This is a genomic window from Acinetobacter celticus (assembly GCF_001707755.1).
Lineage (GTDB): Bacteria > Pseudomonadota > Gammaproteobacteria > Pseudomonadales > Moraxellaceae > Acinetobacter > Acinetobacter celticus.
Window position 1 is genome coordinate 258869 of sequence record NZ_MBDL01000010.1, and the last position, 26270, is coordinate 285138.

At 39.5% G+C, this 26270-nt stretch carries 35 protein-coding genes; 5 read left to right on the forward strand and 30 right to left on the reverse strand.

Annotated elements, in window-relative coordinates; genetic code table 11:
• Positions 1-196 precede the first annotated feature (196 nt).
• The 29 genes from BBP83_RS10320 to BBP83_RS10460 all read right to left on the reverse strand — a co-directional run bounded on the left by BBP83_RS10320 (position 197) and on the right by BBP83_RS10460 (position 21023).
• Entirely contained in the window at positions 197-469 is a 273-nt protein-coding gene (locus BBP83_RS10320) for a phage tail assembly protein (RefSeq protein WP_068888190.1), read from the reverse strand.
• A 1-nt stretch (position 470) separates the two neighbouring features.
• A complete protein-coding gene (locus BBP83_RS10325; RefSeq protein ID WP_068888193.1) occupies positions 471-980 on the reverse strand; it encodes a phage major tail tube protein in 510 nt (169 codons plus the stop codon).
• Positions 981-992: 12 nt separating this feature from the next.
• A complete protein-coding gene (locus BBP83_RS10330) occupies positions 993-2186 on the reverse strand; it encodes a phage tail sheath subtilisin-like domain-containing protein (RefSeq protein ID WP_068888195.1) in 1194 nt (397 codons plus the stop codon).
• Positions 2187-2287: 101 nt separating this feature from the next.
• The gene (locus BBP83_RS10335) at positions 2288-3004 is read right to left on the reverse strand and encodes a CatB-related O-acetyltransferase (protein WP_078055432.1); all 717 of its coding nucleotides are present in this window, start codon (positions 3002-3004) and stop codon (positions 2288-2290) included.
• Positions 3005-3089: 85 nt separating this feature from the next.
• Positions 3090-3554: a hypothetical protein gene (locus BBP83_RS10340; RefSeq protein WP_068888197.1), complete on the reverse strand. Its 465-nt coding sequence runs from the start codon at positions 3552-3554 to the stop codon at positions 3090-3092.
• A complete protein-coding gene (locus tag BBP83_RS15355; protein ID WP_068888199.1) occupies positions 3554-5086 on the reverse strand; it encodes a phage tail protein in 1533 nt (510 codons plus the stop codon). The genes BBP83_RS10340 and BBP83_RS15355 overlap by 1 nt, the downstream gene beginning before the upstream one ends.
• On the reverse strand, positions 5083-5613 hold the full coding sequence (locus BBP83_RS10350) for a phage tail protein I (RefSeq protein ID WP_068888201.1): 531 nt from the start codon (positions 5611-5613) through the stop codon (positions 5083-5085). Before BBP83_RS10350 ends, BBP83_RS15355 begins: the two co-directional genes overlap by 4 nt.
• Positions 5606-6526: a baseplate assembly protein gene (locus BBP83_RS10355; protein WP_068888203.1), complete on the reverse strand. Its 921-nt coding sequence runs from the start codon at positions 6524-6526 to the stop codon at positions 5606-5608. The genes BBP83_RS10350 and BBP83_RS10355 overlap by 8 nt, the downstream gene beginning before the upstream one ends.
• On the reverse strand, positions 6523-6861 hold the full coding sequence (locus BBP83_RS10360; RefSeq protein WP_213030443.1) for a GPW/gp25 family protein: 339 nt from the start codon (positions 6859-6861) through the stop codon (positions 6523-6525). Before BBP83_RS10360 ends, BBP83_RS10355 begins: the two co-directional genes overlap by 4 nt.
• Positions 6861-7385 carry a phage baseplate assembly protein V gene (locus tag BBP83_RS10365; protein ID WP_068888205.1) on the reverse strand — a complete coding sequence of 175 codons (525 nt, stop codon included), beginning with the start codon at positions 7383-7385 and terminating at the stop codon, positions 6861-6863. The genes BBP83_RS10360 and BBP83_RS10365 overlap by 1 nt, the downstream gene beginning before the upstream one ends.
• Entirely contained in the window at positions 7382-7960 is a 579-nt protein-coding gene (locus tag BBP83_RS10370; protein WP_068888207.1) for a hypothetical protein, read from the reverse strand. Before BBP83_RS10370 ends, BBP83_RS10365 begins: the two co-directional genes overlap by 4 nt.
• On the reverse strand, positions 7945-8493 hold the full coding sequence (locus tag BBP83_RS10375) for a hypothetical protein (RefSeq protein ID WP_068888210.1): 549 nt from the start codon (positions 8491-8493) through the stop codon (positions 7945-7947). The genes BBP83_RS10370 and BBP83_RS10375 overlap by 16 nt, the downstream gene beginning before the upstream one ends.
• Complete coding sequence (locus tag BBP83_RS10380) at positions 8490-8789, reverse strand: head-tail joining protein (protein ID WP_213030444.1); 300 nt, start codon at positions 8787-8789, stop codon at positions 8490-8492. The genes BBP83_RS10375 and BBP83_RS10380 overlap by 4 nt, the downstream gene beginning before the upstream one ends.
• Before the next feature lie 29 nt (positions 8790-8818).
• The gene (locus tag BBP83_RS10385; RefSeq protein ID WP_068888214.1) at positions 8819-9109 is read right to left on the reverse strand and encodes a hypothetical protein; all 291 of its coding nucleotides are present in this window, start codon (positions 9107-9109) and stop codon (positions 8819-8821) included.
• Between the two features lie 51 nt (positions 9110-9160).
• Positions 9161-11149 carry a phage major capsid protein gene (locus tag BBP83_RS10390; RefSeq protein WP_078055433.1) on the reverse strand — a complete coding sequence of 663 codons (1989 nt, stop codon included), beginning with the start codon at positions 11147-11149 and terminating at the stop codon, positions 9161-9163.
• Positions 11149-12711 (reverse strand): phage portal protein, encoded by a 1563-nt coding sequence (locus tag BBP83_RS10395; RefSeq protein WP_068888216.1) that lies wholly within the window; start codon positions 12709-12711, stop codon positions 11149-11151. Before BBP83_RS10395 ends, BBP83_RS10390 begins: the two co-directional genes overlap by 1 nt.
• 9 nt (positions 12712-12720) lie before the next feature.
• Positions 12721-13266 (reverse strand): hypothetical protein, encoded by a 546-nt coding sequence (locus BBP83_RS10400; protein ID WP_068888218.1) that lies wholly within the window; start codon positions 13264-13266, stop codon positions 12721-12723.
• Between the two features lie 124 nt (positions 13267-13390).
• Positions 13391-13960 (reverse strand): hypothetical protein, encoded by a 570-nt coding sequence (locus tag BBP83_RS10405; protein ID WP_068888220.1) that lies wholly within the window; start codon positions 13958-13960, stop codon positions 13391-13393.
• On the reverse strand, positions 13944-15938 hold the full coding sequence (locus tag BBP83_RS10410; RefSeq protein WP_213030445.1) for a phage terminase large subunit family protein: 1995 nt from the start codon (positions 15936-15938) through the stop codon (positions 13944-13946). Before BBP83_RS10410 ends, BBP83_RS10405 begins: the two co-directional genes overlap by 17 nt.
• Positions 15931-16431, reverse strand: coding sequence for a terminase small subunit (locus tag BBP83_RS10415; protein WP_068888224.1), 501 nt, complete (start codon positions 16429-16431; stop codon positions 15931-15933). Before BBP83_RS10415 ends, BBP83_RS10410 begins: the two co-directional genes overlap by 8 nt.
• 93 nt (positions 16432-16524) lie before the next feature.
• Positions 16525-17118, reverse strand: a complete 594-nt coding sequence (locus BBP83_RS10420; RefSeq protein WP_068888233.1) for a lysis system i-spanin subunit Rz — start codon at positions 17116-17118, stop codon at positions 16525-16527.
• A 6-nt stretch (positions 17119-17124) separates the two neighbouring features.
• On the reverse strand, positions 17125-17742 hold the full coding sequence (locus tag BBP83_RS10425) for a lysozyme (protein WP_068888235.1): 618 nt from the start codon (positions 17740-17742) through the stop codon (positions 17125-17127).
• A complete protein-coding gene (locus tag BBP83_RS10430; protein WP_068888237.1) occupies positions 17739-18110 on the reverse strand; it encodes a hypothetical protein in 372 nt (123 codons plus the stop codon). Before BBP83_RS10430 ends, BBP83_RS10425 begins: the two co-directional genes overlap by 4 nt.
• Positions 18111-18169: 59 nt before the next feature.
• Positions 18170-18589, reverse strand: a complete 420-nt coding sequence (locus BBP83_RS10435; protein WP_068888239.1) for a Mor transcription activator family protein — start codon at positions 18587-18589, stop codon at positions 18170-18172.
• A gap of 6 nt (positions 18590-18595) precedes the next feature.
• Complete coding sequence (locus tag BBP83_RS10440; protein WP_068888241.1) at positions 18596-19051, reverse strand: hypothetical protein; 456 nt, start codon at positions 19049-19051, stop codon at positions 18596-18598.
• Complete coding sequence (locus BBP83_RS10445) at positions 19048-19407, reverse strand: hypothetical protein (protein WP_245669742.1); 360 nt, start codon at positions 19405-19407, stop codon at positions 19048-19050. The genes BBP83_RS10440 and BBP83_RS10445 overlap by 4 nt, the downstream gene beginning before the upstream one ends.
• The gene (locus BBP83_RS10450; protein ID WP_068888243.1) at positions 19404-20336 is read right to left on the reverse strand and encodes a helix-turn-helix domain-containing protein; all 933 of its coding nucleotides are present in this window, start codon (positions 20334-20336) and stop codon (positions 19404-19406) included. Before BBP83_RS10450 ends, BBP83_RS10445 begins: the two co-directional genes overlap by 4 nt.
• A 12-nt stretch (positions 20337-20348) precedes the next feature.
• Positions 20349-20798, reverse strand: a complete 450-nt coding sequence (locus BBP83_RS10455; protein WP_068888245.1) for a phage regulatory CII family protein — start codon at positions 20796-20798, stop codon at positions 20349-20351.
• Positions 20799-20822: 24 nt separating this feature from the next.
• Entirely contained in the window at positions 20823-21023 is a 201-nt protein-coding gene (locus BBP83_RS10460) for a Cro/CI family transcriptional regulator (protein ID WP_068888247.1), read from the reverse strand.
• 100 nt (positions 21024-21123) lie between these two features.
• Here BBP83_RS10460 and BBP83_RS10465 point away from each other — a divergent pair, with 100 nt between their 5' ends.
• The gene (locus BBP83_RS10465) at positions 21124-21771 is read left to right on the forward strand and encodes a LexA family protein (protein WP_068888249.1); all 648 of its coding nucleotides are present in this window, start codon (positions 21124-21126) and stop codon (positions 21769-21771) included.
• A 106-nt stretch (positions 21772-21877) separates the two neighbouring features.
• Here the strand turns inward: BBP83_RS10465 and BBP83_RS10470 are convergent, their stop codons facing one another.
• Positions 21878-23557 (reverse strand): SNIPE associated domain-containing protein, encoded by a 1680-nt coding sequence (locus BBP83_RS10470; RefSeq protein ID WP_078055434.1) that lies wholly within the window; start codon positions 23555-23557, stop codon positions 21878-21880.
• Positions 23558-23815: 258 nt separating this feature from the next.
• Here BBP83_RS10470 and BBP83_RS10475 point away from each other — a divergent pair, with 258 nt between their 5' ends.
• From BBP83_RS10475 to BBP83_RS10490, 4 genes are read left to right on the forward strand one after another with little or no spacing between them, the layout of a single operon-like run.
• Complete coding sequence (locus tag BBP83_RS10475) at positions 23816-24004, forward strand: hypothetical protein (protein WP_068888251.1); 189 nt, start codon at positions 23816-23818, stop codon at positions 24002-24004.
• 55 nt (positions 24005-24059) lie between these two features.
• Positions 24060-24716: a hypothetical protein gene (locus BBP83_RS10480; protein ID WP_068888601.1), complete on the forward strand. Its 657-nt coding sequence runs from the start codon at positions 24060-24062 to the stop codon at positions 24714-24716.
• A gap of 59 nt (positions 24717-24775) precedes the next feature.
• Entirely contained in the window at positions 24776-24982 is a 207-nt protein-coding gene (locus tag BBP83_RS10485; protein ID WP_068888253.1) for a hypothetical protein, read from the forward strand.
• Positions 24983-25002: 20 nt separating this feature from the next.
• Complete coding sequence (locus tag BBP83_RS10490) at positions 25003-26133, forward strand: phage integrase Arm DNA-binding domain-containing protein (RefSeq protein ID WP_068888254.1); 1131 nt, start codon at positions 25003-25005, stop codon at positions 26131-26133.
• Positions 26134-26270 lie beyond the last annotated feature (137 nt).

Sequence of the window (26270 nt, forward strand, 5' to 3'; positions counted from 1 at the left end):
ATATGTAATTTTGGTATTTTTATGGGTATTTATTCATTATTCACTTATGCAAAGAAAAACCGCATTTAAGCGGTTTCTCTAGGTAGTCCATCGCACCACCACAACAATCTTGAAATTGGTAATTTCTCAACTTCAGAAAGTGGCCATGATGAAAAAGATGATAGTGCAAGCACATACTGGCGAATGTCGATTGCACTTATTCTGTAAAAAGTCGGTATGACTCTTGAATACGTTTATAGTCCTTCAGCCCTAAACTTTTAATAAAGTCTGGTGTAATTTCACACAGATTCGCAAACATCGTGATTTCCTGCTCAGCATCTGATTTACCCTTTGCCTGTAGTTCAGCAGAGAGTAAGTCTTGCACGGTTGGCTCACGCATACTGATCTCGCCTATGCCACCATAAGCACGGCTCAATGTGATCTGATTCGTGCCTGCTTCTTCTTGAATATAGTCTTTTTTAATTGTCATTTTACATTCCTAACGCTGAGCGAATATCCGCTAATACATCTGTGCCATTAATAATACGAACCATGTTGATCACATCAATTTCATGAACAACAGCGCCACCAATTGTTTGCTTGTAATAAGTTAAAGATAAATCATATTTATCTTTTGGTGCTTCACCAGCCTTGGACGTACCTTGACTAATCTTGGTGATTTTCCCAGTGAGGTTATGCACGACAGGCGTTACCGTGCCGTCAAATGATTCCATCGCTTCACGCACTGTAAATGATTTGGTATTTCCTTCCTTAATACCGAACAATGAAAGCACGTCTTTACTGTGTGAGTTTAGGGTGAAATCTGCTGTTAATTTTTCCATCCCCATCGTTATATCAATTGGAGCATCCATACCGCCAGCGCGATACTCTTCAGTTTGAAGTGATAGCTCTGGCATATTGGCTTCATCGGTATTCCCAGCAAAGCCTTTACCATCAACAAAGAGATTAAAATTCTTACGAATATCTTGTGCTACAGCCATTTCAAATGCTCCTTAAGAAAAAATCTCTTTGATATAATCATTGACCAAATGAGAGCGGAAAATAATATGCTCAGCTGGATAGACTGGAGTAAAGTCAAAATCAAAATAAACTTTCCCCTGCGCAATTTGATCTGCTGAATTGAGTTCAGGATCTGCCCAGCACGAACCACCTAAAATAGCGCCGATATTGGTTAAATGACGTAAATATGCATTCACGCCTTCAATCACGTCAGAAACATAAGTTTTGGTAATACCGCGATCGACAGCCCATAAATGCGCAGCTTTTAAGGATTCATCGATCATATCTGCTGTACGGACAACACACAGAAATGCCCATTTTTTATCGCTTGAAAGCGTACGGTTACCCCAAAGGCGATAACCATTTTGACGAATAATAGTAGCGACGTTGTTTTCATTGAGTAAATTTGCACGACAGCTAGCATCACCCATTGCAAAATCAATTGCTCGTGATGTACCAATGATACCGTTGATTTCTTGATTCGATGGTGACCACCACCAACCACGCTCATTATCTGATTTAGCAATCAGACCAGCAACGCAAGCACTAGACCATTCTTGTGACGTTTCACCATCGACCGTTTTTAGAACCTTAGGATCAACCAAGAAAATGCGTTTAGAGCCAAAGTCTTTTGAATATGCAATTGCATCTGCATCATTGGTATTTGGGCCATCTGCAATAATCACTGCTTTTAAGCGTTCTGCAATACCAGAGAGTTCAGCAACAACTGGATTTGATGTTGCAGGAGTTGGATCTACTGTTGCAGTACGTGTATGCGTGAAGCTGGGTGCGATTAAAATTTTTGGTACAAAGCCAACAATGTTTTCTGCAGCCAAGAAAGCATGTACGCCTTCATAAGTACCAGTATTTGCATCAACGCCGCCCAGAACATTAGCTAACGTCGCAGCCTCGGTTTCACCCTCTTCAATACGTACAACCACCAGCACAGCACCAATTTGATCAAAGATAGAATCAATGGCTTGAGGTAAGCTCCCCATCTCGCCCAGTTTAGCTGACACAAGTCGAGAACCAGCAATCAGCACAGGTTTATTGAGTGGGAAAATTAGAGGATCGGCATCTGGAGCCGACCCAATGATACCAATGGTCGAACTTCGAACTGTAGTAATGGGACGTGAACCATCATCTACTGTGACGTTTTGAATCCCGTGTAAAAAAATATCGCTCATGAATCACAATCTCAATTTAAGATTTTGGTTCATTTTTGCTTTTTAGTCAGTACTTTTCATTATTCACTATTGCACTAGTGAGCAAATATTTAGAAACCTTTTTAGGATAGTTTCTCATTTTCCAAAATTTCCAAAGCTTCACTAATATTATGAAATGGCACACCATTCAAATCATTTGGATTTTTTTCCCACCATTTTGTATTTAAGAGCCTAGAAATAGTATTTTCATCAAATCTATATTTAATAATCTTAGCTGGGACCCCACCTACTATTGCATATGGCGGAATATCCTTCGTGACCACGGAACCGGCGCCAATAATAGCACCAGTTTCGATATTAACACCCTCTAATACAAGAGCACCATGACCAATCCATACATCAGAACCTATCACAACCGGCGAATGATACTGATGCTTTTCCGATCTTAAAAAATCCTTATACTCTTTCAAATTAGGAAATTTGTCAGAGTTATATTGAAAAGAATGTGAACTTAACCAATCAGTTGGATGCTGAGCAAGACCAACCTGAACATCTCTTCCTATTGAGCAGTATGAACCTATTATTGTGTGAGGATAAATTACAGTATTTTGATTGACACAAGTAAACTTACCTATTTTTACTAATTCCTTAATTTCACAATTAGGGCTTAAATGAACAGGGAAGTTAATTTTACAACTACGGCTAATATGAGAAGCTCTAATCTCACATCCTTGTTTTAACAAATCACACACATTCACATCAGAAATTGTAAGCGATTCACCGATTTCAAAATTTCGTACTCTTCTAGTAATTAACCGTTTTAAAGACTTAACCTTCATATGTCAATTCCAGTATTTTTATCACTCCACACAAGGATAACAAAAAAATATACAATTAAAATACAAAACTTAAGAGCCAAATACGTTACTGCTTTAAAGCAGATACCCACATTTCATCAACTTTTTCATCACTTAAGCCAAGTATGTATCTCATCGTGAGAATACTGTCATCTGTGCGCACAAAATTAGTCGCTTCTTTAAATCCAAGCAATGTCAATTCACGTGTAAATTCATCCTCAATTGTTAGAATTTGAGTTTCAATTGCTTCTGATTTATAGCCGTTTTCTAAAAGACAGCGTAAGAATTGATAGCGTGTAAGCGTTGGATATTGTGAACGCTTGTATTGAAGTTGTTCTTCTTCAGTTCGTATATCGATCCATTCTGTGCCGTTCCACTCTGTATGAAATTTGGTTGGCTTTGGTGTTTCATGTTTCAATATTTCTTCATCTGTCATTAGTCGATATTTAGATAAATCAATCCAATCACTGACTATCACACTATCTTCAAAATATCGAATATCTGAAAAATCGTTATTTATAAACTTTTGCATTATCGCAACTCCGACCATTTTCTAATTGTATTTCTTGTGGTCACTTGATATGTCGAGGATGGTGCTACAGTAAACGTTATAGGGTATGTACTCTCATAAAAATCATCAACATCAATAACTACAAGACTATCAATTTTTACTAAAAAAGGTGTTGATAAACTCCTGTCCATAATAGTCAATATAACTGTTATTGCTTTTTCTGTTGTATTTGTATATGTAGTCTCTGAAACCCTACTAGACGTTACATCTTGCCATGTCTGACCGACCCCAAAAGCCTGATCATTCAAAACTTTACCTTGTGCGGCGGTTAAAGCTTGCGTGGATGATGTGCTTGTCAGAGTGTTATTGAGTGCTGTTTTATCAAGTTTATTAGCTTGCAGTAATTTCCCTTGCTCTGCTGAGAGTAATTTTGCAGATCCTCCAGTAGTAAGATCATCAACAATAGGGATTTGTTGTTCTGAAACACCAGTAATCAAACCTTTAGCATTTACTGTGATGACTGGGATTTTAAGATTTGAACCATACGTGTTTGCAACAACACCTGAGTTTGCTAGTGTTAATACTGCTGAACTATTCCCTGAGCCATCAAAATTAAATGAACCAGTAGCAGCACCAGAAAAGCTAATTGTGCGAGCTGTTTGTAATTTTGTTGCTGACGCAACATTACTGTCTAATGTTGCTGTATAAGTCCATGGTCCATATGCAGCGCCAGTACCCGCAGATCGTATAGCAACCTTGCCAGTAACATAGCCATACGCAATTTGCAATTTTCCAGCTGATTCAAATGTTTGTCTTGTCTCTACATAAATGTATTGATCCGAAAATAACGGTTCATTTATTAAATCAAGACCTGTATAAATCAAGCAGCGGGAACCAACTGGACATTCATCAAATGATTTGAAAAATTGGGCCGTAAATGCATCTTGATAAAAATCTACATCACGTCCAAAGGCATCTTTAAATGAACCACCTCTATTGACTTTTAGTTCTGAGAGAAGCTTGGCTTGCTTGGCAGAGACAGGTTTAGTTGCATCATTGGTGGTCAGGTTATCGACTATTTCATTTCGACGGATATAATTTTCATCAACCCATTCCTGACTCGCATAGATCAGTGATTCATCCAACAAAATTTCAACGACACTACCATCACGGACATTTTGTGTGAATTTAAGTCGGTATTCACTAACACCATCCGGATCAGCCACTTTAAAAAATGGGGCATGTGAACCATGAGAGATAAGAACATTATCCGCAATAACTCCCATTTCTCGAATCCAGAAGCCACCAATATTTGATGGAATAATGGTCTCTATCACAATGTAATTTGCAATCGCTGGATGCATTGCGTATTTAGTGACAGTTTGGCGGTGAACTTCCTTAATTAGAGTTGTTCTTGTTTTGGTTGGTGTTGGAACAGACCCATTACCATCACCAAACGCAATATGTGTGATATTTAGTTTTGAATTGTTGGCAATCGCAGTGGCAATTGCAGCATCACCAACATTGGTTGTGACGTTAAAATAATCACTCATGCTTTAGGCTCGCTGGAAAAAGTGAATGCTGTTTGATGCACAAGAATATTGCGGATCGTTAAAATTGGATTTGTTGTAATCGTCAAATTGGTCAAATGTCTTGAAGCTGCTTTTGCATCAGAAACGAGCCGATTGACTTCGTAATAGACTTCTTGATTTAAACTTTTCCCAACTAAATCCAACTCAAGATTGAAAGTACCTGGTGTCAAATTCGGCTCAACCTGAAACCATTCGATCAGCTTTACTTCATAACCAAAGGGTTCTAGCGCACGTTTGATTGCAGCTGCTGTTCCTTTCAATTTGTGCTGTTGTTTTGAATCTTGGATCACTTTACGTTTTAGTGAGTCTTGCCAATTTTCATCCCAATAATCTACTGATCTTTGCCATGCAATAAATGGTAAAAACTGCGATGGAATAGCATCAATATCCCTAATCACCCGAATTGTTGGTAAATCAAAAGTACTCCTCCCAACTTGAGCAATTTTGCGTTCTAGCTTGCTGGCGTTCGGAGGCAATAAACTATTCATTCAATCCCCCAATAGAGATCGTTTTAGCAGTACAAAATGGGTGGTGATAACTATCCATAACTAAATCGTTTACAGGTACAGTAACAACTACACGCTGAATACCGTCCACGTGCAAAGCTGCATAAATTGCAGATCTATAAATGCTTTCCCCGTTCTTTTGTGCATTTTTAATGTATTTGTCTAAACGTAAATTTGCAGTTTCGAGTAGTAATGCATCTTCTGCATTTTTACCAACATAGAGTTGAGCTTCAATTTGATAATTTGTTGCCACGCTAGATTTAACAATCGGTCTATCACAGACTGGCCGTACATGATCAGGATCCAAAGCCTTTTGAACAGCTGTGATCAATTCCGCGGAGGCTTCACCATTTACGCTATCAATCTGAGTAATCACAATATCGAGTAGATATGGATTGGCCCCATCTGAACGTACTTTAATGCCATCGACACGACCATCAGCGGATAGAGCAAAATAGCGATATGCATTAGCAGACCCTGCGGTATTCATACCATCAAAAGATAATAAGCAACGCTCTCTCAAGCGTTCATCTGATTCATAGATTGCATCAATTGGAGGTATAGCGGTGTCATCTGCAGGCGAGACTAAAAGCCGGATTAATCCATATTCTGTTAGTGCTAAGTGATCTAAATCTGATTTTTCAGCATAAGCAAGTAACAGTGAGCGTGCATCCGCATTGCATTTGGCGACATACAGCATTTCTAAATATGCATTTTCTTGAAGCAACTTAGTAACAGGTTCAGATTCACGCTTAAGTGTTTCACGGATTTCGGCCTGTTTTTCTGATTCATGCAGTGCTATAAAACTTTCTTTTCTTTTTTCAAAAAGAACCTCGAAGCTTAATTCACTGATCAAACTTGGCGGTGGTAATTGAGAAAAATCGACTGTACTCATTGACCCACCACTATTCCATCTAACTGAACGGTTTTGCCGTCTAAAACATATTTACCTGTGATTTTTAAAGTGATCTGACCAAGTTGTGCACTTGTAATATCGACTGCACTGACAAGCAAGCGAGCTTCCCACTTCATTAGTGCTTCAGCTGTTACTGCATAAATATCAACCAATGCGCCCCGATTTAGTGGGGCATCAATTAAAGAAAATAACTTGGAACCATAATCACGGCGCATCACGCGTGAACCAATTGGTGTATTTAAAATATCTGCAATAGATTGTTTTAAGTGTTCAAGGCCAGATAACGATCGGCCATTTAGTGCATTCATACCCATTAATTCACGCCTCCTGTATTAGAGCCACCAGATTGCACACCTTTATGCGTATGACTTCCTCCAATACTTTTCCCATTGTGCTTGACATCAGATCCGTTAAATTCAACAAGACCATCAACGACCAAACCACCATTAATAAAAACTTTTCCACCACTGCCTGATAAATCAATATTTAATGTATGACTGGCTTTGTCATACTCAACCACAGTGCCATCCTCATAAATATGCTTTGGATTTTCAGTAGTGCCCGCATTAGGGAAGGCAGTTTGAGATAAAGCAAAAGCAATTACGCCTTGAGACAGATCACCTGATGGTGAGAGCACTAAAACCTGCTCACCTTTGGAATAACCACCATTCCATGAACGATCCTTACCTGCTCGATCTTTCGCCCATTCAAGGTCAGAAACGAGCTCACCATCAAAATCGACTGTTGCTGTGCCTGCATCCAAATCAACAGCATGAATTCGACCAAAACGGATTAAATTCGCAAGAATCCTGTCCATCTGCGCCAGTGCATAACTCATGGCACCTCCTGATTCAGTGATAGTTCTTGGTATTTATCTTCATGACCTAAACCAATTTCAGGCGAATAGCTAAAGACAGGAGTTGGTGTAACCCCTGATCCTGCCCAAATATTTTCACCGACTAAAATTTGAGTAGAGAAGTCCACGCGCCATACCTCAAAACGATCGAGTTCAGGGAAAAATCCATCTTCAGAAATATCTTCCAGTGAACTGCTTCCAACACCAAGTTTCCCCAGCTGGGTAAAGTGCTTATTCTTAAAAATATAGAAAGCAACGCCTGCCGCTAGTTTTCGGACATTAATCTTGGCTCTACGCTGATTAAACGTATCAATAATTCGCGCTTCAAATCGGGCAATCAAAGGCAGTTGCTCTGTACCCATATCACCCTGTTCATCAATATCAAAACTGGTGAGTTCAAGGAGCAGTGCTGGCAGTTCTTTTGCTGTTGGGGCTTTACGTTCTTCTTCGTCACGATAGAACTGAACCAATTGAAAAACTGGAAATTGCGCTCTTAATTTGGCCTCAATCACATCATGTAATTGATCTAAATTCACACCTGCTATCGCATCTGCCATTTCAATTCATGCTCCAACACTTTAAAAAATTGTCTTTCAAAAGCCGACCATTGCATTACGTCTGACTCTAAAGATTTATCAATAACATCTTGTACTGGATGCCCTTGCTTCTCAATTGGTAATCTTTTTCTGCCTGTTCGCTTAAAAGCGTTACCTCTTAAAGAGATAGCTTGCTGTCCAGGTTTGGGCCCCATAAAAGCACCCTTCAGATACTTACCTCGCGTTGTCCTAACACCACCTTTAAATTGTTGCCCTCCATCTATATAAGGTAAATCAATAGGGTTCTGTCCAATCCAGATACCACCAAATCCTCCATCAGAATTAAACTTAATTTTCATCAGCTTTAAGCGTGTTCTGACAGCAGCATTTTTTAATTTTAATTCTTTAGCCATTGATCTTGCTGCTCTAACACGCAACCATCTAGACATCTTGCCAATGGTTGTTTTGAAAGCTTTTTTTGCTTGCTTTTCGGTAGGTTCAAGCTTTGCAATAATGGCCTCAATGCCCTGTGCACTTATATCGAGTGAGATCATTCGTTAATTTCTAGCTTAAGTATCGAAAGACCTGTGCCGTCTTGTTGCGGATAGGTCATGACATAAAATTTACGACCGTCTTTAAGCAGTAAAAAGTCACCCCGTTTTACACCTACAACATCTGCTGATTTACAAGTGAAACGAGGTTGAGCATCATCAACCTCATACTCACCAAGTTGAGCGTTTAAATAGGGCTCATCAAAGATTCCTGTAATGGACTTATCGTCTGCCCCATCTTCAAACTGTAAAGTGGCTGTTACGGCAAATCCGCCCACCGAATCAGTCTGAAGAAACACATCCAAATTCTCCCAACTTGGCATAGGCTTTACTCGGCTTCTGCAGCAGCTTGAATCGCTTCAATTAATTTATCTTTGGTGAGAGAAGCATCTAGCTCAAGTTCATATTCTTGCAAGGCAAAATCAATAAGTTGGGCTTTAGTCAAAGTAGCCAAATCAATTTCTTGATCTTCAGCATCACCCTCTACTAAAGTGCCACGGCCACGGCGTAACAAATCTTGTGCCAAGGCATGCGAGACTTCGACCTCGTCACCTTTTTTACGAATTTCACCCTCAATCACTACGGCAGAAGTTAAAGCAATTACAACAGTTGTTTTCATGGATATATGCTCACAAAAATGGAGTGGGAAGCCACAGTTGTGGCTCATCAATTAGACAGTTTTCTTGCCGTAGCAAATGGACTCAGTGTTACGCAAAACAAAGTCCACATCTTGGAAGCCCACAATGCGTAAGCCACCTTTAGCACTTAAAGAATACGGATCAATAGTGATATCCAAACCGCCCCACATCGCAATGATCAAATCTGCGAAATTACCGAAGAACACATCGCCCGCTTCAATCTGATTAGTCACCTCAGTTCGATAACCATTCACAGTATTCCCTGGCTCCCAAATCGTACTTTCCGTGCCAGCACCCATTCTTGGTGCTGTTTTAAAATGACCACGCATAGCGGCATTAATCACATAAGACATACGATCAACATCGGCATTGTCTGAAGCAATTTCAGATTCCATCGCCACCATTTCAGCAAAGGTTGGATTTACTGCTGCAAAGCTCACGGCGTTCATGCCAGAAATATTTTTTAAACCCAGTGGTTGATTGTCTCCACCAGTACCGTAATAAGCTGCTTTATCAATTTTCAAAGCCAAGGCACGGTTTAAATCATTCCAGACCAATTGTTCTGCCGCTGGTGAACTTTGTTGCATGAGCTTACGGCTGATCTCAACACGACCACCCACTGTTTTGGGGCTTAGTTTTAATTGACCTGTTGCAGGGCTAGACCCTTGCACTTCCTCTTCTTCACCAAGCCAATAAGCAGTTGCACCACCTGTTTGCTTTGGAATTTCGGCATCACCCACCAATCCATCCATAATGAAACCTAAGTTCATAATGGTTGAGCGGTTACGTAGCATTTCAATGAACATATCGGCACGGTGATCGGTTCCAACCAAGGTTGCACCATTATTGGAAGTACCGACTTCAAAAACGCGACTAAGTACATCCGCAGGCACTAAAATCCCTTGAGCAGAACGACCATAAGCTTTTTGTGCCGCTTCTGAACACTCCAACTCAAATGCGGCTGCCTCACGGTCTGCTAACGTTGCATTCGGCAACATGGCACGTACCGCGCGCATTAAACTAAATGAACGTGCTTCATCACCTGTTAGACCAATATCGGCATTATTGCTTTTCGGCTGTTCAGTAATTGGTTTGCCTTGATTACCATGCATACGCTCTAAAATTGCATTTTGTAATTCTGCTGGTGATTTATTTTCATCAATGTACTGGCGTACCAAATCACCCGCGCCAAAACGCTCACCTAATTGCATTAAGTCACCGACGCGTTTACGTTCTGCTTCTGCACCACGTTCTGCCGTGTCGTTTACTGCACGCACCATTTCAATTTCGCCAAAACGCTCACCTTTGTCATTGAGGCGTTGACGGACTTGGTTGCCATCTTTATCTGTAAAGTAGTCCCAATTCATACGATTTGCTCTTTGCTGATTCACTGGAATAATTGCTATAGGCTCATTTTGTGGAACGGCAGAGTTATTTTCATTATTCACAATTGCTGAACGTCCAACCCCCACATTGGTATCCGCTGGAATAGACACAAGGGAAATTTCATAGGGTTGCCATTCGGTAATCAAATAAACATCATCATGCTCGCGTTGCTCTTTTAGGATGGCCTTCTTAATGGTGTAACCAACACTGATATTGGTACGAATCAAATCATCAATATCTTGTAGAATTTCCTCGCCACGTGCAGATTTGCTCAAACGAACTAATGCACGTCCTTTACGCTGGGAATGATCTAACCAAGCATTTTCAACCACACCCACCTGATCACGGGAGTTATGATCCATTAAAAACGGCGCACGGGTATTCAAGCGCGAAAAATCAACCGCACCTTGATTGTGATCTAGAATTTCCACACCAAACCAACGGCCTACTTCCGTTTCACTTGAAAATGAAAGTTCGACCGTTCGCTTTTCCATATCAACTGTGAAGTCATCGACGATATAGTTACGAACCAGCTTATCTTTATTAAAATCAGGTAAAGGCTTTGTTTGAGAAGCATCTCGAGTCAACGTTATGCCTGCTAAAGTCAGTGCTAGATCAGTTTTCAAAAATTTCATTACATCCCCTCTTTTGGACGCCCTACTGCGCCTGCTTGTTTGCGCCCCATACTGGCAAGTACCATTTCTTCCGCTATTTCTTTACTGATGCCCTGTGCCACTAATTCATCAATCATGGTGCGAGTATCGCGGGCAATCTCAGCCCATACGGTTTGCGGATCTTTACCCTGCTCACGAATAATGGCTCCCGCAGAAGTCAGCATATTGTTCTTCGACTTTTCTGCTGCAGTGACATCAGCAGATGGATCAATCCAAGCCCAACGGCGTGGTTGCCAAGTGACTTGGGTATAACGGTCAATATCTACGGCTTTCAGTGGCACATTGCCTTTCTTAATTACGCCTTTGAGCAATGCATATTCCAACCATGCGAAATAGACTGGCTCAACTAAAGCTTCAATTAACCATTGTTGGAGTTCTTTCCAATGTTCACGCTCATCTAAAGTTCCCTGGCGAATACTTGAAAAGTTCACTCCCTCAAGGTCTGAAGCTAAGTTGTTATAGAGCACGCCCATACCTGCAGCCATTGAGCGCAACATTGCTTTGTGAAAAGGTAGGAATTCACCCGTTGGATAATTGGGAGACCACTCTTTGAGTTCTGCCCCTTCAGGCAACATTGGGAACTCACCCGCTTGAGATTCAATCTGGATTTCATCGTCCTCTTCAAACTTGGGACCATAGCCATCTTTCCATTGAATGAAACCCATTTTGTTGGCAGAAACACGCGCATTCACAATCGCTGAATCTTCAAACTCAGAAAGTTGCTTCATACGGAATAGACTGGTGGCCGTCCAAGGCATGCCCCGTTTTTGCCCGACAATTTCTTCTAAATAGCCATGAATGACTTGTTCTGCCGGAACACGAATGTAATTCCCTGAACCAACGCGATACTGTTTTTCTTCTTCTGAGTCACTATCAAAGTAATAAGCAATCGGTCGTCCAAATTGGTTAAACTCAATACCCTGACGGATAAAGCGACCACCTGAGAGTTTTGCGCTATACATGATTGGGCAACGCTGAGCATCAATCATTTGCAATGCAAAACCATATTTCCCTGCATCAGCACCACGGATAATCCTGACAAAGAACTCACCATCTTTGGCTGCTGAAATCACACAAGAACGTTGGAAAGAACGCCAAGACTTTTTGCCCTGAATATCGCAGTGATGTTTCTTATTCCAATTTGACCATTCTTGTTCCACGGCATCGCAAAGTTTATTGTCTAGTTTTCCCTGTGCATTGCGGATCTGAGCCTGAAGCGTTACACCTTGAGGCCCAACAATATTTTGATGGGTTAAACGCAAATAATTTCGGCCATAATCATTATTGGCACATTGTTCACGACTACGTGCAACTAAGGTTCGTTGATATCGCTCTACGATTAAATCAGCTGGTAATGGTGTAGATGGCCAAGCGGAAGTTAGGCGGTCGCTTACACCTGCTTTAAACCAACGGATAGCATTGCGAAAAACCCGACTCCCTCGTTTTACCACTGACTCATCTTTTACAGGATTCATCTGCGTAACATTCGGCACTTCAGCAATTTGACGTTTAAAAATATTCATAACAAGCAATTACCCCAATTTAACCCGTACAACACGACCAAACAGACTTTTACCTGATGCTTTCGCCTGTTCTCGACTGACTTCAGCACGGTATTGATTACGCAATCGAATCAGCGTCTCCATTGGGGTACGGTATAGCTCACGGTTATTAATGCGATATCGCTCTTGGTCTAAGCTGGCACGACCTTCGATGACCGCTTCTAATGCTGTTAAGGTTTTTTGCGCATGGCTTCTTAAATCGGCATTTTCTGAAATAGATGCGAGATCCGCTTTAATCTCAACTGCGCCCGATTCAAGCTCCTCCACCTCATCTGTACCAGCATTCACTGCACGAAGTGAAAAACCGTAATGTCCAGCTTTATAGTCTTTTGAGATATTTGCAGGCACGCTGAATACATGCATATTTCCCTGCGCTGTAGATTGCAGATCAATTGCACTTGCACCACGTAAATATGCATAAACTGTCCAATCAGATGCAGGGTATGCCGTTAAATTCAGATTAAATTTAAACGTCGTACCTGCTTTGATTTGGTTGGGAAACAATTGACCACTCATGTATTTTTCTAACCCAAAATGCGCTTTTTCTTGGTTTTATCATCATTTTTTAAGTGGTTTTTTTCATTATTCACAATTGTAAAAAACCCCGCATATAGCGAGGTTAAATAAAATGAAACTTAGTTCATTTTTCAGTCTTTCGACCCTTTAAAAAGTTTTTAATTTTTTTAAATAAGTACATAAATAAACTTTCTTTTGGAGAGGCTATATACTTATTTTGCAAAAAAGTAATTAAAATAACTACTGAGCTATAACAAAATAGATATTTGAAAAAATCAATTAAAGACGGCTTAAAATAAAATATAGATGCAACACCACATAATAATTGTAAAATTAAGGAAGAAAAGAAATATATAATTGGTATACAACATATTACTAGTATTCTATTTAAAAGGTGCTCACTTTCATCGTAAGCTACTTTTACTAATGTACTCGTTCCAAAAAAAAATACTACAAATATAAAAATTAATAATATTGTCTGACAAATCAACAGCTTTCCATGAAAAACATAAAGCCAGTTTTTTTGAGGAATACTTTCAATAAAAAAACCTTTGAAAATTAGATTCAATAAAAATAAGCTTAATAACAAAGTAAAAACTTGGGCTAATACTGCTTTTAGATATTCAACTCTCATATAATTTATATTAGATTCTAAAGTAAGAGCTCTATTATAAGCATTATTTCTTATTCCCAAAAACCCTTTTCCTTTTAATCATAGTATGTTTAGGTGCTGGAACGACTACCGATACAGAGATTTTTTTAACAGCCTTCTTTTTCAATACTGTTTTAACTTCTGTAGTATTTTGATCAACCTCTTTCTCAGCCTGAGGTTCATCAATCTCAATAGACATGCGCTCAGCCACGCGCTTTAAATTCGGTTGCATAATTTTTAAAGCAGCCAAAGCATAAACACGGCAATCAAGTGCCTCATTACGAGCCCGATCTGGCTTGTGCCACTCACGAATAGGTTGCCCTTTGACATAACGAATAATTAATTTTTCAGCCGTTAATTGTCGGTACCACTCCATTTCCCGATCATGTGGAAAGTGACAATAACCAGGGCCTTTCTTTTCTAAATCTAAACGGCGCATGACAGTCAGTTTTGCTTCATCGACCCCAACAATAAATAAATCAATTTTCCGTTTATCTTTACCTGACTGTTTACGCTGCGGACTTTGCACAATTGGCATCCCCCAGCCGGCACGCCCTTTAATCGCAAAGACTTTCCTGTTTCTACGGCTTTTTACATATTCATACGCACGTTGTGTGTAACCTGCGGTACCACCCGTATCTAGACATGCAGCCGAAATACTCAGTTGAGCCCCCGACTCATGCATATAAGTATCTTCTAAAATATCATCCAGTTCTTCCCAAACTTCATCACCCAGTGGATCGCCCCAAAGCACTCGATAATCTATAGACCAACTTTCTTCACCTACGCCCCAAGCGACAATTTCCAACTCAAGCCGATCCATCTGCATATCTATGCCACAAGTTAAATACACACCAGCATTCGGTATTTGAGTTGTGTATTCTTCTGCACGAAGTTGCAGTACTTCAGGATCTGCTTTGTCTCCGTTTTCTTCATAAGTTTCACCCAGCGATACGTTTACAAAAACTTGTAAATCATCAAGAGCCAACTTATCTAAATAAGACTGCACAATGTCACGCATCTTACGAAAAGTCGAAAGCATCTCTGGTGCATGAAAACTAATATGTCCTTTAAATGGCTTTTCTGCCTTCCAACCATGCCCTAATTTTTCAGCATTTCGAATTGCAACAATGCGTTCACCATCAGACCATACCTCACCACAGCATTCACAGCGATAAGTAGCAGTATCAACTTCATGATCTTGATCTAAATCTTCCTTAGCATCTTGAATATTGCGCGATTTACGGCCCACCCATGTCACATTTTCCCACCGTAAAAATTGAGCTTCACTACAATGAGGGCAAGGTACATAGTATCTACGCATATCACCTTGCTTAAAGGCATTCTCAACGCGACTCGCACCAGCAATAGTCGGTGTACTCGATTCGGTTCTTAATGCTTGATCACCAAATGTGGCCGAACGCTGGGCAAGTAGTTCAATTGGATCTCCCTCTGCTGTCGCTTCCATCCCATCAATTTCATCGGCATGAGTAATAGGCGCAGAACGTGAACGCAATGTTTTGGGTGAACCGGCCCACGAAAACATCAACCAGCCACCGACATAAGAAATCATACGACTGTTATTCACACCATCACGGCTTCTTGGCTTGGCCATCTTTTTAGAAATTGATTTATTAGCCTCAATCATTGGACGAAGTTTAGTTTCTAAGAATGTTTGAACATCACCCTGAGTTGGCTGTACAAATATTTGTGATTTGGGTTCGTGAGCAATAAAGTAACCCGTTGCACATTGTTGAATTGTAGTTTTTCCTAACTGTGCACCAGTCATATATGTAATACGGCGTACACCATATTCTTTAATCGCATCAATCATGCCACGCTGGTATGGTGCATTATCAAAATTGATAGGACCAGGTATCGCATTACCAACAGGAATCTTAATATTTTTTTCAGCCCAATCGCTCGGTAAAATATCTGGTGGCGGAACCAAGTGATGCATAGAGCGTCTTATAGCATCAAGAACATCTCCATAATTGCTAAAAATTGAAAGGTCACTCAAGATCCTCTTGCTCCAGCTCATCCTGCGCAGATGTTTCAAGCGCCAAAACCAACTCAGCTTTTAATTTTTCTTTAAAAACGCGCTCATCTGTTTCACCAAGTAATTGCAAAACTGCACGCTGAGGCACATTCATAATATTCGCACGTATTGCAGCAAAGACCATCGCCTGTACTTGCTCAAATTCAGAAATTAAAGCCACTTCACCTTTTTTAGTCGCTAGTTCTAACTCTGCTAATTCTGTTTCCGCTTTCTGCTTTCGAACTCTTAGTAATTCAATATCATCAGGTATTCCACTTGTTGCATCTTCAACATCTCGATCTCGCAACCAATTCGAAACGATCGCAGTATTAAATTTCCACTCCTGCCCACGACCGCCTTTCTGAATATACGAACAACCACTACGAACCCAATTATCAATTGTTGGTAGCGATACACCAAAGATATCAGCTAATCCCTGTCTGGTTACCTCTTGGCCTTTAATAATTGCAGACATAGAATCCCCTTTTTACTTCGATTTTCAGAATTAACTTTTAAAAACAAATATTTATAGAAAATAAGACATAAACATAAACTACGGTTCTGAAATTCACGCAGATATGAAAACCTGCGAGGTCTTTGCCCCCGCTTGGGGTGACCCTCTGGAAGTACCTTGGGAAACTATTTTTTCATTGGTATTAGATGTTTCGGTCTGACCGTTGCATAGCTCTCTGTCCTGCTGGATGAGAGCTTGAGCACTCTTGAGTTGCTCTGCTACGGCGTCTGCTCTTGCGGCATACCGAATAAGAAACTCGACATCTCTGTCGTGAAGTCCGCCTGTTGTGGCTGCATGATGACTGACGGTGCTGTCGGTAACGATGGACACATCGGGACATTTCTTGGCTTTGAGTGAGTCGCGCAAGCTGAGATTGTTAGCGCGATACTCATCAATAAGATTCGCTTCATTGTGCTGTAATTCCTTAATCTTTTCAAGGTACTTAGCCTCAAGTTGCTCTTGTTTTTTGTAACTATTACGCTCACGATTTAATGCTTGATCAGCCTGGGCTTTAAGTTCTTCAAGCTGATGCTCATAAGTCTGTATTTGTTCTGTTTGAGCGCTGTTATATCCATAGTCATAACAGCACCAACCAATGAAAATACTGGTCAGTAAAAAGCTAAGAGCAACGATGAGTTTGATATTCATATCGACCTACTTCAAAAATAGAAGTTTTTCTTTAGCACGGCGATTCGCCAGTCCACTAATGACTTTGCCATTGTCATAAATCCAGCGGTCAAACTGATTTGTAGCCAATTCAAACTTCGATTGATTCAGTAGAGTCAGCATTGTGCTTTTTACAAATGCTGTTTCACCAATGTTGTATACGAATGAAGCAAGTGCATCGAATTGGTTTTGATTGGGTTTTACTTTAATGTGCTTATCAAGGCACGCATCTACCCATTTGCAATCATTCATCAACCACAAGTCTGCTTGACCTTGCGTACAGGTATCACCTTGTTTTACTGACACACCATTAGGGTACTTGATCGTCCCATACCCAATAGTCCAAACACCGCCAGTATCTTTATACGCTTGGTTTCGAAAGCCTTCACTTTCACGAATAATGGAATAGCCGTGGTCTGAAATATCAAACAATCCACTTACAACCTTGGTTAATGAAAATCCAATCAGCGTTGCGAGTGTTTTTAAACCATGACAAGCAATAATTTCATCACCAGCAATTACTTGAGACTGTTCAAGCTTCCCACCTGACATTGCCCGTAACCATGAATAAGCCTGAGCTACTTCTGTTGTTTGATTTATGCTCATTTTTTCCCACCACGTTTAAACCAATTTTTTAACATCTCCATGAAGAAGTCTTTAAAGCCCACCTGCTTGTATGCACCTGATTTAATCCAAGCGATAATTTCCTGTAAAACCAAACCACCAATAGCACCCGTCAAAAACCCGATACCACCAGCATGTTCTGGTTGCAATGGTGTGATTTGTAAAATTAATAGTGTCAGGTAATGAGCTGTTAATGCACCCGATAAAATAAACACAACATAATCACCAGGTGTTTTAAGCTGTTCTTTGTTATATCTGGTCACAACACTCGCTCCCATTAAACCTGCAATAAAATATTGAAACTCACTTAACATTTTCATCACAGACAATAAAAAGTCATTCCACGACATCAAGACGCACCCAATTCATTTTTACTTATTGTTTTAAAAATTAGCGTTTTTTTCATTATTCACAATTGCAGGCTAAGCTGTTGCTTACTTAATTCCATATTCTGAATTTTTAGAACTATGCGTTCGGTAACATTAAAAAAAGATGCTAAATCGGCAATTGAAAACCCGCTCTTCATCATTTTCCTGATGCCCTCATCGCGTTTTTCTAGAATCATATGGGCACAGTGTGAAAGCACTAATAGTTCACCACCAAAAACCACCGACAGTTTTTGAGCATCGATATACCCCAAAGCCTGAACCAAGCTATGCCGTACTGTGAGTTTTTTAAGCTTTGGCACATATAGCAATATCTGCCCCTTGCCCGACCGCTTTTCTGTTTTATATCTTGGACACTGGCTGACCAGATAAAGGGCCTGATCTCTCCCAATGACCTCAGCGATACTTTTTAAATCTCCACTTAACCCGTTTAGGTTATCCATGAGCCCTCAAAACCTCGCATATCTTTTAAATACCAACATTGCTGCATCACGTGCATGTTCATTCGTGCGACCAGTCCAACCCGTCATACGTGTAAAATCTACTGCTTTCTTTTTTGTTGCATTTGAAGCTGGGTGAATCATCTTGTAATTAATACCCTGCTCTTTACACCAATCTTCCCAAATCTGCGCATCACGCTTAACGGATCCAACGCCTTCACGTACTCCAGCACCACTTTTGGCTTGTCGGGCATCCATGACACCAAACCAAGTCCGTAAACGTGCATCTTCGATATAAAGCGTAATATCTTGAAGGTCATGCTCATTTTCATATTCAAGAACACATTGCATGGCTTGAGTAATACTGAGTGATTCCACTCTTTGAAGCTCACCACCTGCGCCGTGATCAAATGCCACGGCGAAGCCTGTATGAACGCCAGTATCGATACCAATGAGGATTTTCAAATTACAGCCCTCTTTTCATATGCAGATTTAATTCGATTCTTTGTTTTGGTTCTGTTGGGCCTGTATCGAATGTCATAACAAGACTTACAAACCGATTCATATCTCTTAGACGTATTTCCACCAACCAAAGCAACAATACGGTGCGACCAAAACTCATCATCCAACGGCCAATATTCATTGCATTCGATGCAGAGTTTTTCTTTGCCCAATTCTGTTTCGATGTACTTACTCGGCTGATCAACTTTATTCACTTTGCTAGGCATGTCTAAACACAGATTCACAGCGCTTTCACAGACCGCGCTTTCTTTGATTTTTTGAGCCTGCGCAGTGTTGATGGTTAATTTGTTTTTCATCATGCCAGTACTCCACCAAAACCCACTTGCTTGAGATACGACTCCCATTTCTTGGCTTGAACTGGGTTTTCAAGTTTCATGGCAATTTTTGAAGCCAGTTTTTCGTAGCTGTCACCTGGTTCACTGAACTTACCTGCAAATTCAGAATGGTGAGCTAGCTTTTGAGCGAATACGGCAATCTGTTTTTCAGTCAGGTGTTTCGGTTGGGAATCAGGTTTGGATGGTTGGCCATGGACAGGTTTTGAATACTTGGTTCGGTAAGCTTTGACCAACCAATCTGCAAAATGGAAATTCATCAGGTCGTCACAGAGATTATTACCATCGTTGTACATTTCAAATGCGCGCTTCTCTCGATCTCCCCAACTTGCCGTCATGAGATATTCAAAATCCAAATCGGGATCGATGTCGTGAAATTCTTTACGAAGTTTTTTAAAGCAAAGCCAGTCTTTTTTATTTTTAGATTCTAATGAGAGATTCTTTGAAAGATTCCGTGTCCCAACGTTGGGACTCTTTAACGGAATTGTTGGGACTCTTTCATGGAATTGTTGGAACTGTTCCGTTGTTGGAACTGTTCCACTGTTGGGACTGTTTAAATCATCATTTTCAGCATCTAAGAGTACCGTTATTGGGACTGTTTCCCGACCATTCACACCCATTAATTGATAAACTTTGACCTGTTTTGTACGTCCTTTTCTCTCACCTGTGTCTACAATTAAACCATCCTCAACAAGCTCATCGATGATTTTTAAGACAGTTTTACGGTCCATTTCAGTATCTTCTACTAATCTGGCCATACTTGGATAAGCACAATGATCTTCACCCGCACGGTCTGAAAGTGAGAGTAAAACCAGTTTTTTGAGTGGTTTTAAGCTCCCGCCTTTCTTTTGTTTCTGGCGTACTTTCCAAGCCCAAATCGTTGCATCTAAACTCATATGGGTTTACCTCTATTTGTCGTCTACGCACTGGTGTATTTGTGCATCCAGTTCGGCCAGTATTTCGTGTAGTCGGTGAATGACCTTAGACATGTCTATGGCTTCTCCGCGTGTAATGCGTCCGTCTGCCATCATTTCTTTAAATAGCGTGTAGACGTTTCCGCCTTTCATCCCAAAGCTCAGCACCAAATCTGTGAGTGCTGTATCTCTGCATTCGGGTATGTCAGGCAGGTTGATTGCGACTTTGCCGTGTTGGGCATTGAGGCTTTGCAGTATTCGATAGTCGTTGGTCAGCACCATCAGCTTGGATGCTTCAACTAGCGTCAAGTGATGGGTGTCTGTATTTGGATTAACTTTGCTATTGAGCACGGCGGGACTTTTGATGCCCATACGGGGTGCAAGTGCATTTGCCCCACCTTTGTAGTCGTGCACGGTGTGATAAGCAGCATCTAATATGTTCATAACGGCTTCCTTTGAACGTTTTTATTAGATGGGAGCTTTATTACTATTTTTAGTAGAACGCTTAATAGGAATTTGGCCTTTTGCTAAATCTAGAATTTGATATTCACGCATCAAAGGAATTTTCTTTTCTGGCCATTGGCTGATCGCCTGAGAACTAATTTCTAACTTCAAAGCCAAATCTGCGACATTGCAATTCAAAAGCTGCAGAGCTTCTTGTTTTGTCATTAATTTTACTCACAAAGGTAACTTTTCTTACCTTATTAAACAGCATAAAACTTACCTAGTCAAATGGTAAGATTCCTTACATCAACAATGGGCTAAATCTATGGAAACTCTTGGTACACGCCTAAAAGCATTAAGAAAAACAAAAAAGGTGACTCAACAACAGCTTGCCGATGCAATTGGCGTATCTAAAACTTCTGTAATTTACTGGGAAAAAGATGACAACCTTCCTAAACATGAAAGCCTTATGGCTCTATCTAAAGTTTTATCAGTAACACCTGATTTTCTTCTTAGTGGTAAGACTTCAGATAGCCTAGTAAATAATATTTCCGCACCATTCCCTATTGTAGGTCGTCTTGTACCCGTCATCTCTTGGGTTCAAGCTGGTGCTTGGACTACTGCTGATGCTGTGCCTACAGGTACACAATTTGAAGAATGGTTGCCACCAAACCCTAAATGTGGAAAACATGGCTATGGCCTTACTGTTGTTGGTGAATCCATGCTTCCAGACTTCCGCCCTAGCGACAAAATTTATGTTAATCCTGACTTTCAAATAACAGATTTAAAAACAGGTGATTTAGTTATTGTATCTTGCCAAGGCGACAGTGAGGCGACTTTTAAGAAGCTTATCGTTGAGAGCGGAAATATGTATTTGCAACCTTTGAATCCAGACTGGCCAGAGAAAACGATTGTTTTAGAAGATGGTTGCAAATTAGTCGGCAAGGTTGTTGGGTTGTATCGGGATGTCTAAGTAAATTTTCAAACTAATGAAACATTAAAAAATCTTAATAAATGTCGCACTTTAGTAATTGATCTATTTTTAATTAAAAGGGCCTGCTATTACAGGCCCTTTTATCTTATTCTTCATCTTCGACTAAGGCGTAGTCTTTCTGCTTCAATTCCATTTCTTCAATAGTATCTTCCAATTCTCGCTGCTCATCATCTGGCATTAATTCAATTTTTAAAGACTCTCTATATTGTAAAGCTTCAGCCTTTAAAGTGAATTTTGCTTGTATTCCCAACTCTTCAAGATAATCCTTAACATTAGTCAAAGACGTTTTAAAGAATTCTTTTTTATAGTTAACCTTATTAACACGTTCATGATTAAAATGGTGATGAAGCTTTTTCTCAAGTGTTGGCGCATCTTCACTATAAATCATTGCATGCACATCAAATGTAAATGGAACTGAAGCATCTCCTAATTCTTTGACGCGATCCAAAGGCTCAAGACGTCTAGTCATTCCAAGCTTTAAGATATCATCGCCAAAAGAGCCTATATTTGAAATTACATAGACGTGTCCTGCTCTTGTTTGTTGTGCCATTGATAGTACACGCTGATTTTTTTCCTCAGCATTTTTGAGTTTTTCTATTAGCTCTTGCATTTTCAAATCAAATTTAGCTTTCTCATCATCAGTTGCCAAATCAAATTCTTTTTTTGCTTTTTCATAAGCTTTTTTAAGTAATTGTTCTTCTTTTTCAGCTTCTTTTATTGCCCGTTCATATTCTTTCCTTGCCTTTTCCTCCTCACGAATTTGTTCACGAATCTCTCTCTGCTCTTCGCGTTCTCTTTCTTTAAACTCAAGTACTAATGTAGCCCACTTCAACTCCTCGACTCTTAATGCGAGATATGATGGGTTAATTCTGGCATTTCTAAAAGCTTGTCCATAGTTATTTAAAAGTACATAATCATCTTTTAAAGCTTCAATTAGTTTCCCAACATTGTCATGCCTTAAACGTGATACATGCACATCTGCCTTACTATTAAAAGCATTTGTAATAAAAGCTATAGCTGTAGTTTTTCTGTTTTCTTCAACATAATCACAATCTGCAACAACACATTGCTTAATGGCAGTTTTGATTTCAAACTTTATTGTCTTTAATCTCTGAGCCGCATCTAAATGCTCGTATCCATCTATTAAATCTTCTAGAATTGCCTGATTAGGCAATAAATACTCATCACTGTAACCTTGAATTTTATTTTCGAGTGCATTACAGGTTCTTTTCAACTCCATAGTTTTCTGGGCTAAACTATAATAATCGCCAAGTATATTTTTTGCTTGTTGCTCTGTATTAAATAGAGTTTTTTGAGAATGTTTTTCTAAAAAAATTTCTACATTTTTAATTTTTTCTTTTATTTGAAGTTTAAAAGCTTCAGCTTCAGCCACAATCATTTGCTTATAAGCTTCATGTGATTTCAGATTAGATTCATATTCTCGTTGCCATGTAAGTTTGGCATCCCTTATATCATTGGAGCATTTTTCTTTTTCAGATGCTATATGCCCAACAACATCAACAATACCTTGATATTTTTCCAATTCATTTAAACGATTTTCTAAAACTTCTTTTTGATTTAAAAGTCCGCTGATTTGCCTATAATCACTACTTGCTTGAGCTTCAAGTTTCCCAATTTTTATAGATAAATTTTTATTATTATCTATAAGACCTGCTTCATTAAATTTTAACTCTTTGTTCTTTTTGTAAAAGAAATAGATAACACCACCTGAAGCTATTAATAGCAAGAAAAGAAAAATTCCCATACATTTATCTATTATTTAAAATTCAACTAATTTTCAAACATTATTTCCTTATTTTCAACTAATTATAAAATATTTATTACGTACTTTTTTAAACATCCTCTTGACTAACATAAAACTAAAAACCACTCACGGTAATTTTAATTACCAAATACTTGACATTAAAAGTAAGTTATCTTACATTTATCTCACGAACAACAAAAAAAGCACATCAACTCTCTTACCTTTTGATGTGCTTTTACAACTTAATGCGAGATAAGTATGAAACAAAAGCCTATGCACAGTCAAACAACTCCTATCCTATTCCAACATCCTTCTGAAGCAGAACTACGCCCTCCACTTCGCTCAATTATTTGGGCGAATGTACGCGACTTCGCGCTATTCATTGCTCTAGCTTTCATCTGTTGGGTAATTATTACCACTGGCCTAATGACAGTGTTTGGCGGGTAAGGTGGCGTGATGGATATTCAAGCAGAACAGCATGAAGAAACACAGGAGCAAAGTCATGAAAAATAGATTTTATCTTGCATGTTTCCGAGACAATGTGGGTACCAGTGTTTCATTTCAATGCAAGGAATTTAGGGGTTATCACACAAATATTGATAAAGCCCATGTGTGTACTTTGGAAGAAGCTCAGTACCACTATAACCATGCACGTGAATATGATTTGCCAATCTCAGCCGATCATGTTGATGCTTTAGCCGTTTGGAAGGTAGATCACCAATATATTCCTAGTACAACTCAACCATTCACGGATATTCATAATACTTATGTTGCCTTTGAAAAGGGTGTATGGGATGGCAATGATGTTTACTGGTTAAATATCGATAAATGCAACACATCAACTGATTTTGACGAAGCGTCCGTATTTGGTTATCCAATCGCTAAAAAATTAGATCCTAAATATGTGGTTATTCCATTTAGCATGGCTGATCAAGCAAAACGTCGTACATTTGATTTTAGAAAATTAAATAAACGCAAAATGGTTCAAGGTGCTGGTTTAAAAACTCCAGAACACTTAAAGAAAGCCAGTCGCAGAAAAAGTAATCCAATGACGCGGTTTAACTGTCCATCTTGCGGGAAAATTAGTTGGCAAGAATATCCTTATGATTTTGAAGGATGCAAAGATGTTTATTGTGATGAATGGAGGGCGACATCATGATCTTAATTGAAAATGATTTACCTGAAGAAGTGGTGCAAAGTTTGAAGGGGGTGTCTTAAATGGCTTGTCTAATTAAAATCTCTGAATTTATTAAGCGAGTATACGGCGCAGAAGATGCAACGCCACCAACACCTCAAACCATCACTCGCCAGTGCCGTAAAGGAATGCTTCCAGCGGAGCAAAAAGGCAGAATGTGGTATGTAAAATGGGATGTTTACCAAAAACGAACGGGTAATCATCTTGTAGATCGTGTGCTAAGTAACTGAAACAATCATTGAGGTTATTAATGTCTAGACCACGCTCTAAAAGAAATAAAGACTTACCTTTAAACCTGTATCGCGGGGATGGAATGTTATGGAGATATCGCCATCCCATTACAGGTAAATACCACGGTATGGGTGATGATAAAGCCAAAGCAATAATTGCAGCTAGAAAATTAAATGAGTTGCTAGTACCCTCAATTGACCTTGTTTCCCGTGTTATTGGCGAAATTACTTTTGGTACTTTTGCTACAGAGTTTCTGGAAAATAAACGCCGTAAAGACGGAAAAGCGATCGCTAAAAATACAAAGCGTGCGTATGTAAACTATTTGAACAGATGTGAAGAATGGAGCGACTTATCTCTATCATCCATTACCTTGTTTATGACAAATGCCCTACTGGATGAGTTGCCAGCATCAACCAGTATTGGTTGCCGTAGTTTTCTTGGCGAATTATTTGATGTGGCCATCAGTAAGGGCTTAGTGGACGATAATCCCGCCAAGCAGACTATTAAGCGATATCGAACCAAACAACGTAAGCGCCACACGCTAGAGGGATTAACGGCTATTCGCATGGCATCCCCACTGTGGCTTCAAAATGCGATTGATATTGCAATGCTGACAACACAGCGACGTGTTGATATCGTAAATATGAAATGGTCTGACATTGCTGATGGTTATTTACATGTAGCGCAAGAAAAAACCACAGATGACCCTGAAGATGAATTCGAATTTTTAGAAGGTGCTGGCTATGTGCGCATTAAAGTTAGCGATGAGCTTCAGAAAGTTTTAGACCGATGTAAGGATCATATTTCAAGCCCTTTTATTATTCATCGTGCACCAAAGAAAAAGCATGGCCGACCATTAAAAGTTGAAAAAGAACACTGGACTCAAATTGATGATCAGTACTTAACTCATCAATTTCTAGCAGCTGTTAAACGCTCTAATGCATATCCAAATTACATTGGGAGGCAAATACCTTCATTTCATGAAATACGTGCTTTATCTATTTTTATGCATAAAAAATCAGGTAAATCCGCTCAGCAGTTGGCTGGACACACCACGGCGCGAATGACTGAAGTCTACGCATCTGGTCATGAAATTGCATGGAATGATGTTAATATTGGTATTTCTTTGCCATTTGCAGATGTGACATAGAATACGTCTGCAAAACTATTTTTTAAGTTATTGTTTTCTATAATTTCTTTAAGCTCCATTTTTTCAACAAAATCTCATTTAAAATAAATACTTATCCTAATAAAAATCATACAGATAGTTCTATTTCACGCATATAA

Bases quoted from the DNA above. Each gene is read 5' to 3' on its own strand.
- BBP83_RS10320 (WP_068888190.1), bottom strand. From the start codon at position 469: ATGACAATTAAAAAAGACTATATTCAAGAAGAAGCAGGCACGAATCAG.
- BBP83_RS10325 (WP_068888193.1), bottom strand. From the start codon at position 980: ATGGCTGTAGCACAAGATATTCGTAAGAATTTTAATCTCTTTGTTGAT.
- BBP83_RS10330 (WP_068888195.1), bottom strand. From the start codon at position 2,186: ATGAGCGATATTTTTTTACACGGGATTCAAAACGTCACAGTAGATGAT.
- BBP83_RS10335 (WP_078055432.1), bottom strand. From the start codon at position 3,004: ATGAAGGTTAAGTCTTTAAAACGGTTAATTACTAGAAGAGTACGAAAT.
- BBP83_RS10340 (WP_068888197.1), bottom strand. From the start codon at position 3,554: ATGCAAAAGTTTATAAATAACGATTTTTCAGATATTCGATATTTTGAA.
- BBP83_RS15355 (WP_068888199.1), bottom strand. From the start codon at position 5,086: ATGAGTGATTATTTTAACGTCACAACCAATGTTGGTGATGCTGCAATT.
- BBP83_RS10350 (WP_068888201.1), bottom strand. From the start codon at position 5,613: ATGAATAGTTTATTGCCTCCGAACGCCAGCAAGCTAGAACGCAAAATT.
- BBP83_RS10355 (WP_068888203.1), bottom strand. From the start codon at position 6,526: ATGAGTACAGTCGATTTTTCTCAATTACCACCGCCAAGTTTGATCAGT.
- BBP83_RS10360 (WP_213030443.1), bottom strand. From the start codon at position 6,861: ATGGGTATGAATGCACTAAATGGCCGATCGTTATCTGGCCTTGAACAC.
- BBP83_RS10365 (WP_068888205.1), bottom strand. From the start codon at position 7,385: ATGAGTTATGCACTGGCGCAGATGGACAGGATTCTTGCGAATTTAATC.
- BBP83_RS10370 (WP_068888207.1), bottom strand. From the start codon at position 7,960: ATGGCAGATGCGATAGCAGGTGTGAATTTAGATCAATTACATGATGTG.
- BBP83_RS10375 (WP_068888210.1), bottom strand. From the start codon at position 8,493: ATGATCTCACTCGATATAAGTGCACAGGGCATTGAGGCCATTATTGCA.
- BBP83_RS10385 (WP_068888214.1), bottom strand. From the start codon at position 9,109: ATGAAAACAACTGTTGTAATTGCTTTAACTTCTGCCGTAGTGATTGAG.
- BBP83_RS10390 (WP_078055433.1), bottom strand. From the start codon at position 11,149: ATGAAATTTTTGAAAACTGATCTAGCACTGACTTTAGCAGGCATAACG.
- BBP83_RS10395 (WP_068888216.1), bottom strand. From the start codon at position 12,711: ATGAATATTTTTAAACGTCAAATTGCTGAAGTGCCGAATGTTACGCAG.
- BBP83_RS10400 (WP_068888218.1), bottom strand. From the start codon at position 13,266: ATGAGTGGTCAATTGTTTCCCAACCAAATCAAAGCAGGTACGACGTTT.
- BBP83_RS10415 (WP_068888224.1), bottom strand. From the start codon at position 16,431: ATGTCTGCAATTATTAAAGGCCAAGAGGTAACCAGACAGGGATTAGCT.
- BBP83_RS10420 (WP_068888233.1), bottom strand. From the start codon at position 17,118: ATGAATATCAAACTCATCGTTGCTCTTAGCTTTTTACTGACCAGTATT.
- BBP83_RS10425 (WP_068888235.1), bottom strand. From the start codon at position 17,742: ATGAGCATAAATCAAACAACAGAAGTAGCTCAGGCTTATTCATGGTTA.
- BBP83_RS10430 (WP_068888237.1), bottom strand. From the start codon at position 18,110: ATGTCGTGGAATGACTTTTTATTGTCTGTGATGAAAATGTTAAGTGAG.
- BBP83_RS10435 (WP_068888239.1), bottom strand. From the start codon at position 18,589: ATGGATAACCTAAACGGGTTAAGTGGAGATTTAAAAAGTATCGCTGAG.
- BBP83_RS10445 (WP_245669742.1), bottom strand. From the start codon at position 19,407: ATGATGAAAAACAAATTAACCATCAACACTGCGCAGGCTCAAAAAATC.
- BBP83_RS10450 (WP_068888243.1), bottom strand. From the start codon at position 20,336: ATGAGTTTAGATGCAACGATTTGGGCTTGGAAAGTACGCCAGAAACAA.
- BBP83_RS10455 (WP_068888245.1), bottom strand. From the start codon at position 20,798: ATGAACATATTAGATGCTGCTTATCACACCGTGCACGACTACAAAGGT.
- BBP83_RS10460 (WP_068888247.1), bottom strand. From the start codon at position 21,023: ATGACAAAACAAGAAGCTCTGCAGCTTTTGAATTGCAATGTCGCAGAT.
- BBP83_RS10465 (WP_068888249.1), top strand. From the start codon at position 21,124: ATGGAAACTCTTGGTACACGCCTAAAAGCATTAAGAAAAACAAAAAAG.
- BBP83_RS10470 (WP_078055434.1), bottom strand. From the start codon at position 23,557: ATGGGAATTTTTCTTTTCTTGCTATTAATAGCTTCAGGTGGTGTTATC.
- BBP83_RS10475 (WP_068888251.1), top strand. From the start codon at position 23,816: ATGAAACAAAAGCCTATGCACAGTCAAACAACTCCTATCCTATTCCAA.
- BBP83_RS10480 (WP_068888601.1), top strand. From the start codon at position 24,060: ATGAAAAATAGATTTTATCTTGCATGTTTCCGAGACAATGTGGGTACC.
- BBP83_RS10485 (WP_068888253.1), top strand. From the start codon at position 24,776: ATGGCTTGTCTAATTAAAATCTCTGAATTTATTAAGCGAGTATACGGC.
- BBP83_RS10490 (WP_068888254.1), top strand. From the start codon at position 25,003: ATGTCTAGACCACGCTCTAAAAGAAATAAAGACTTACCTTTAAACCTG.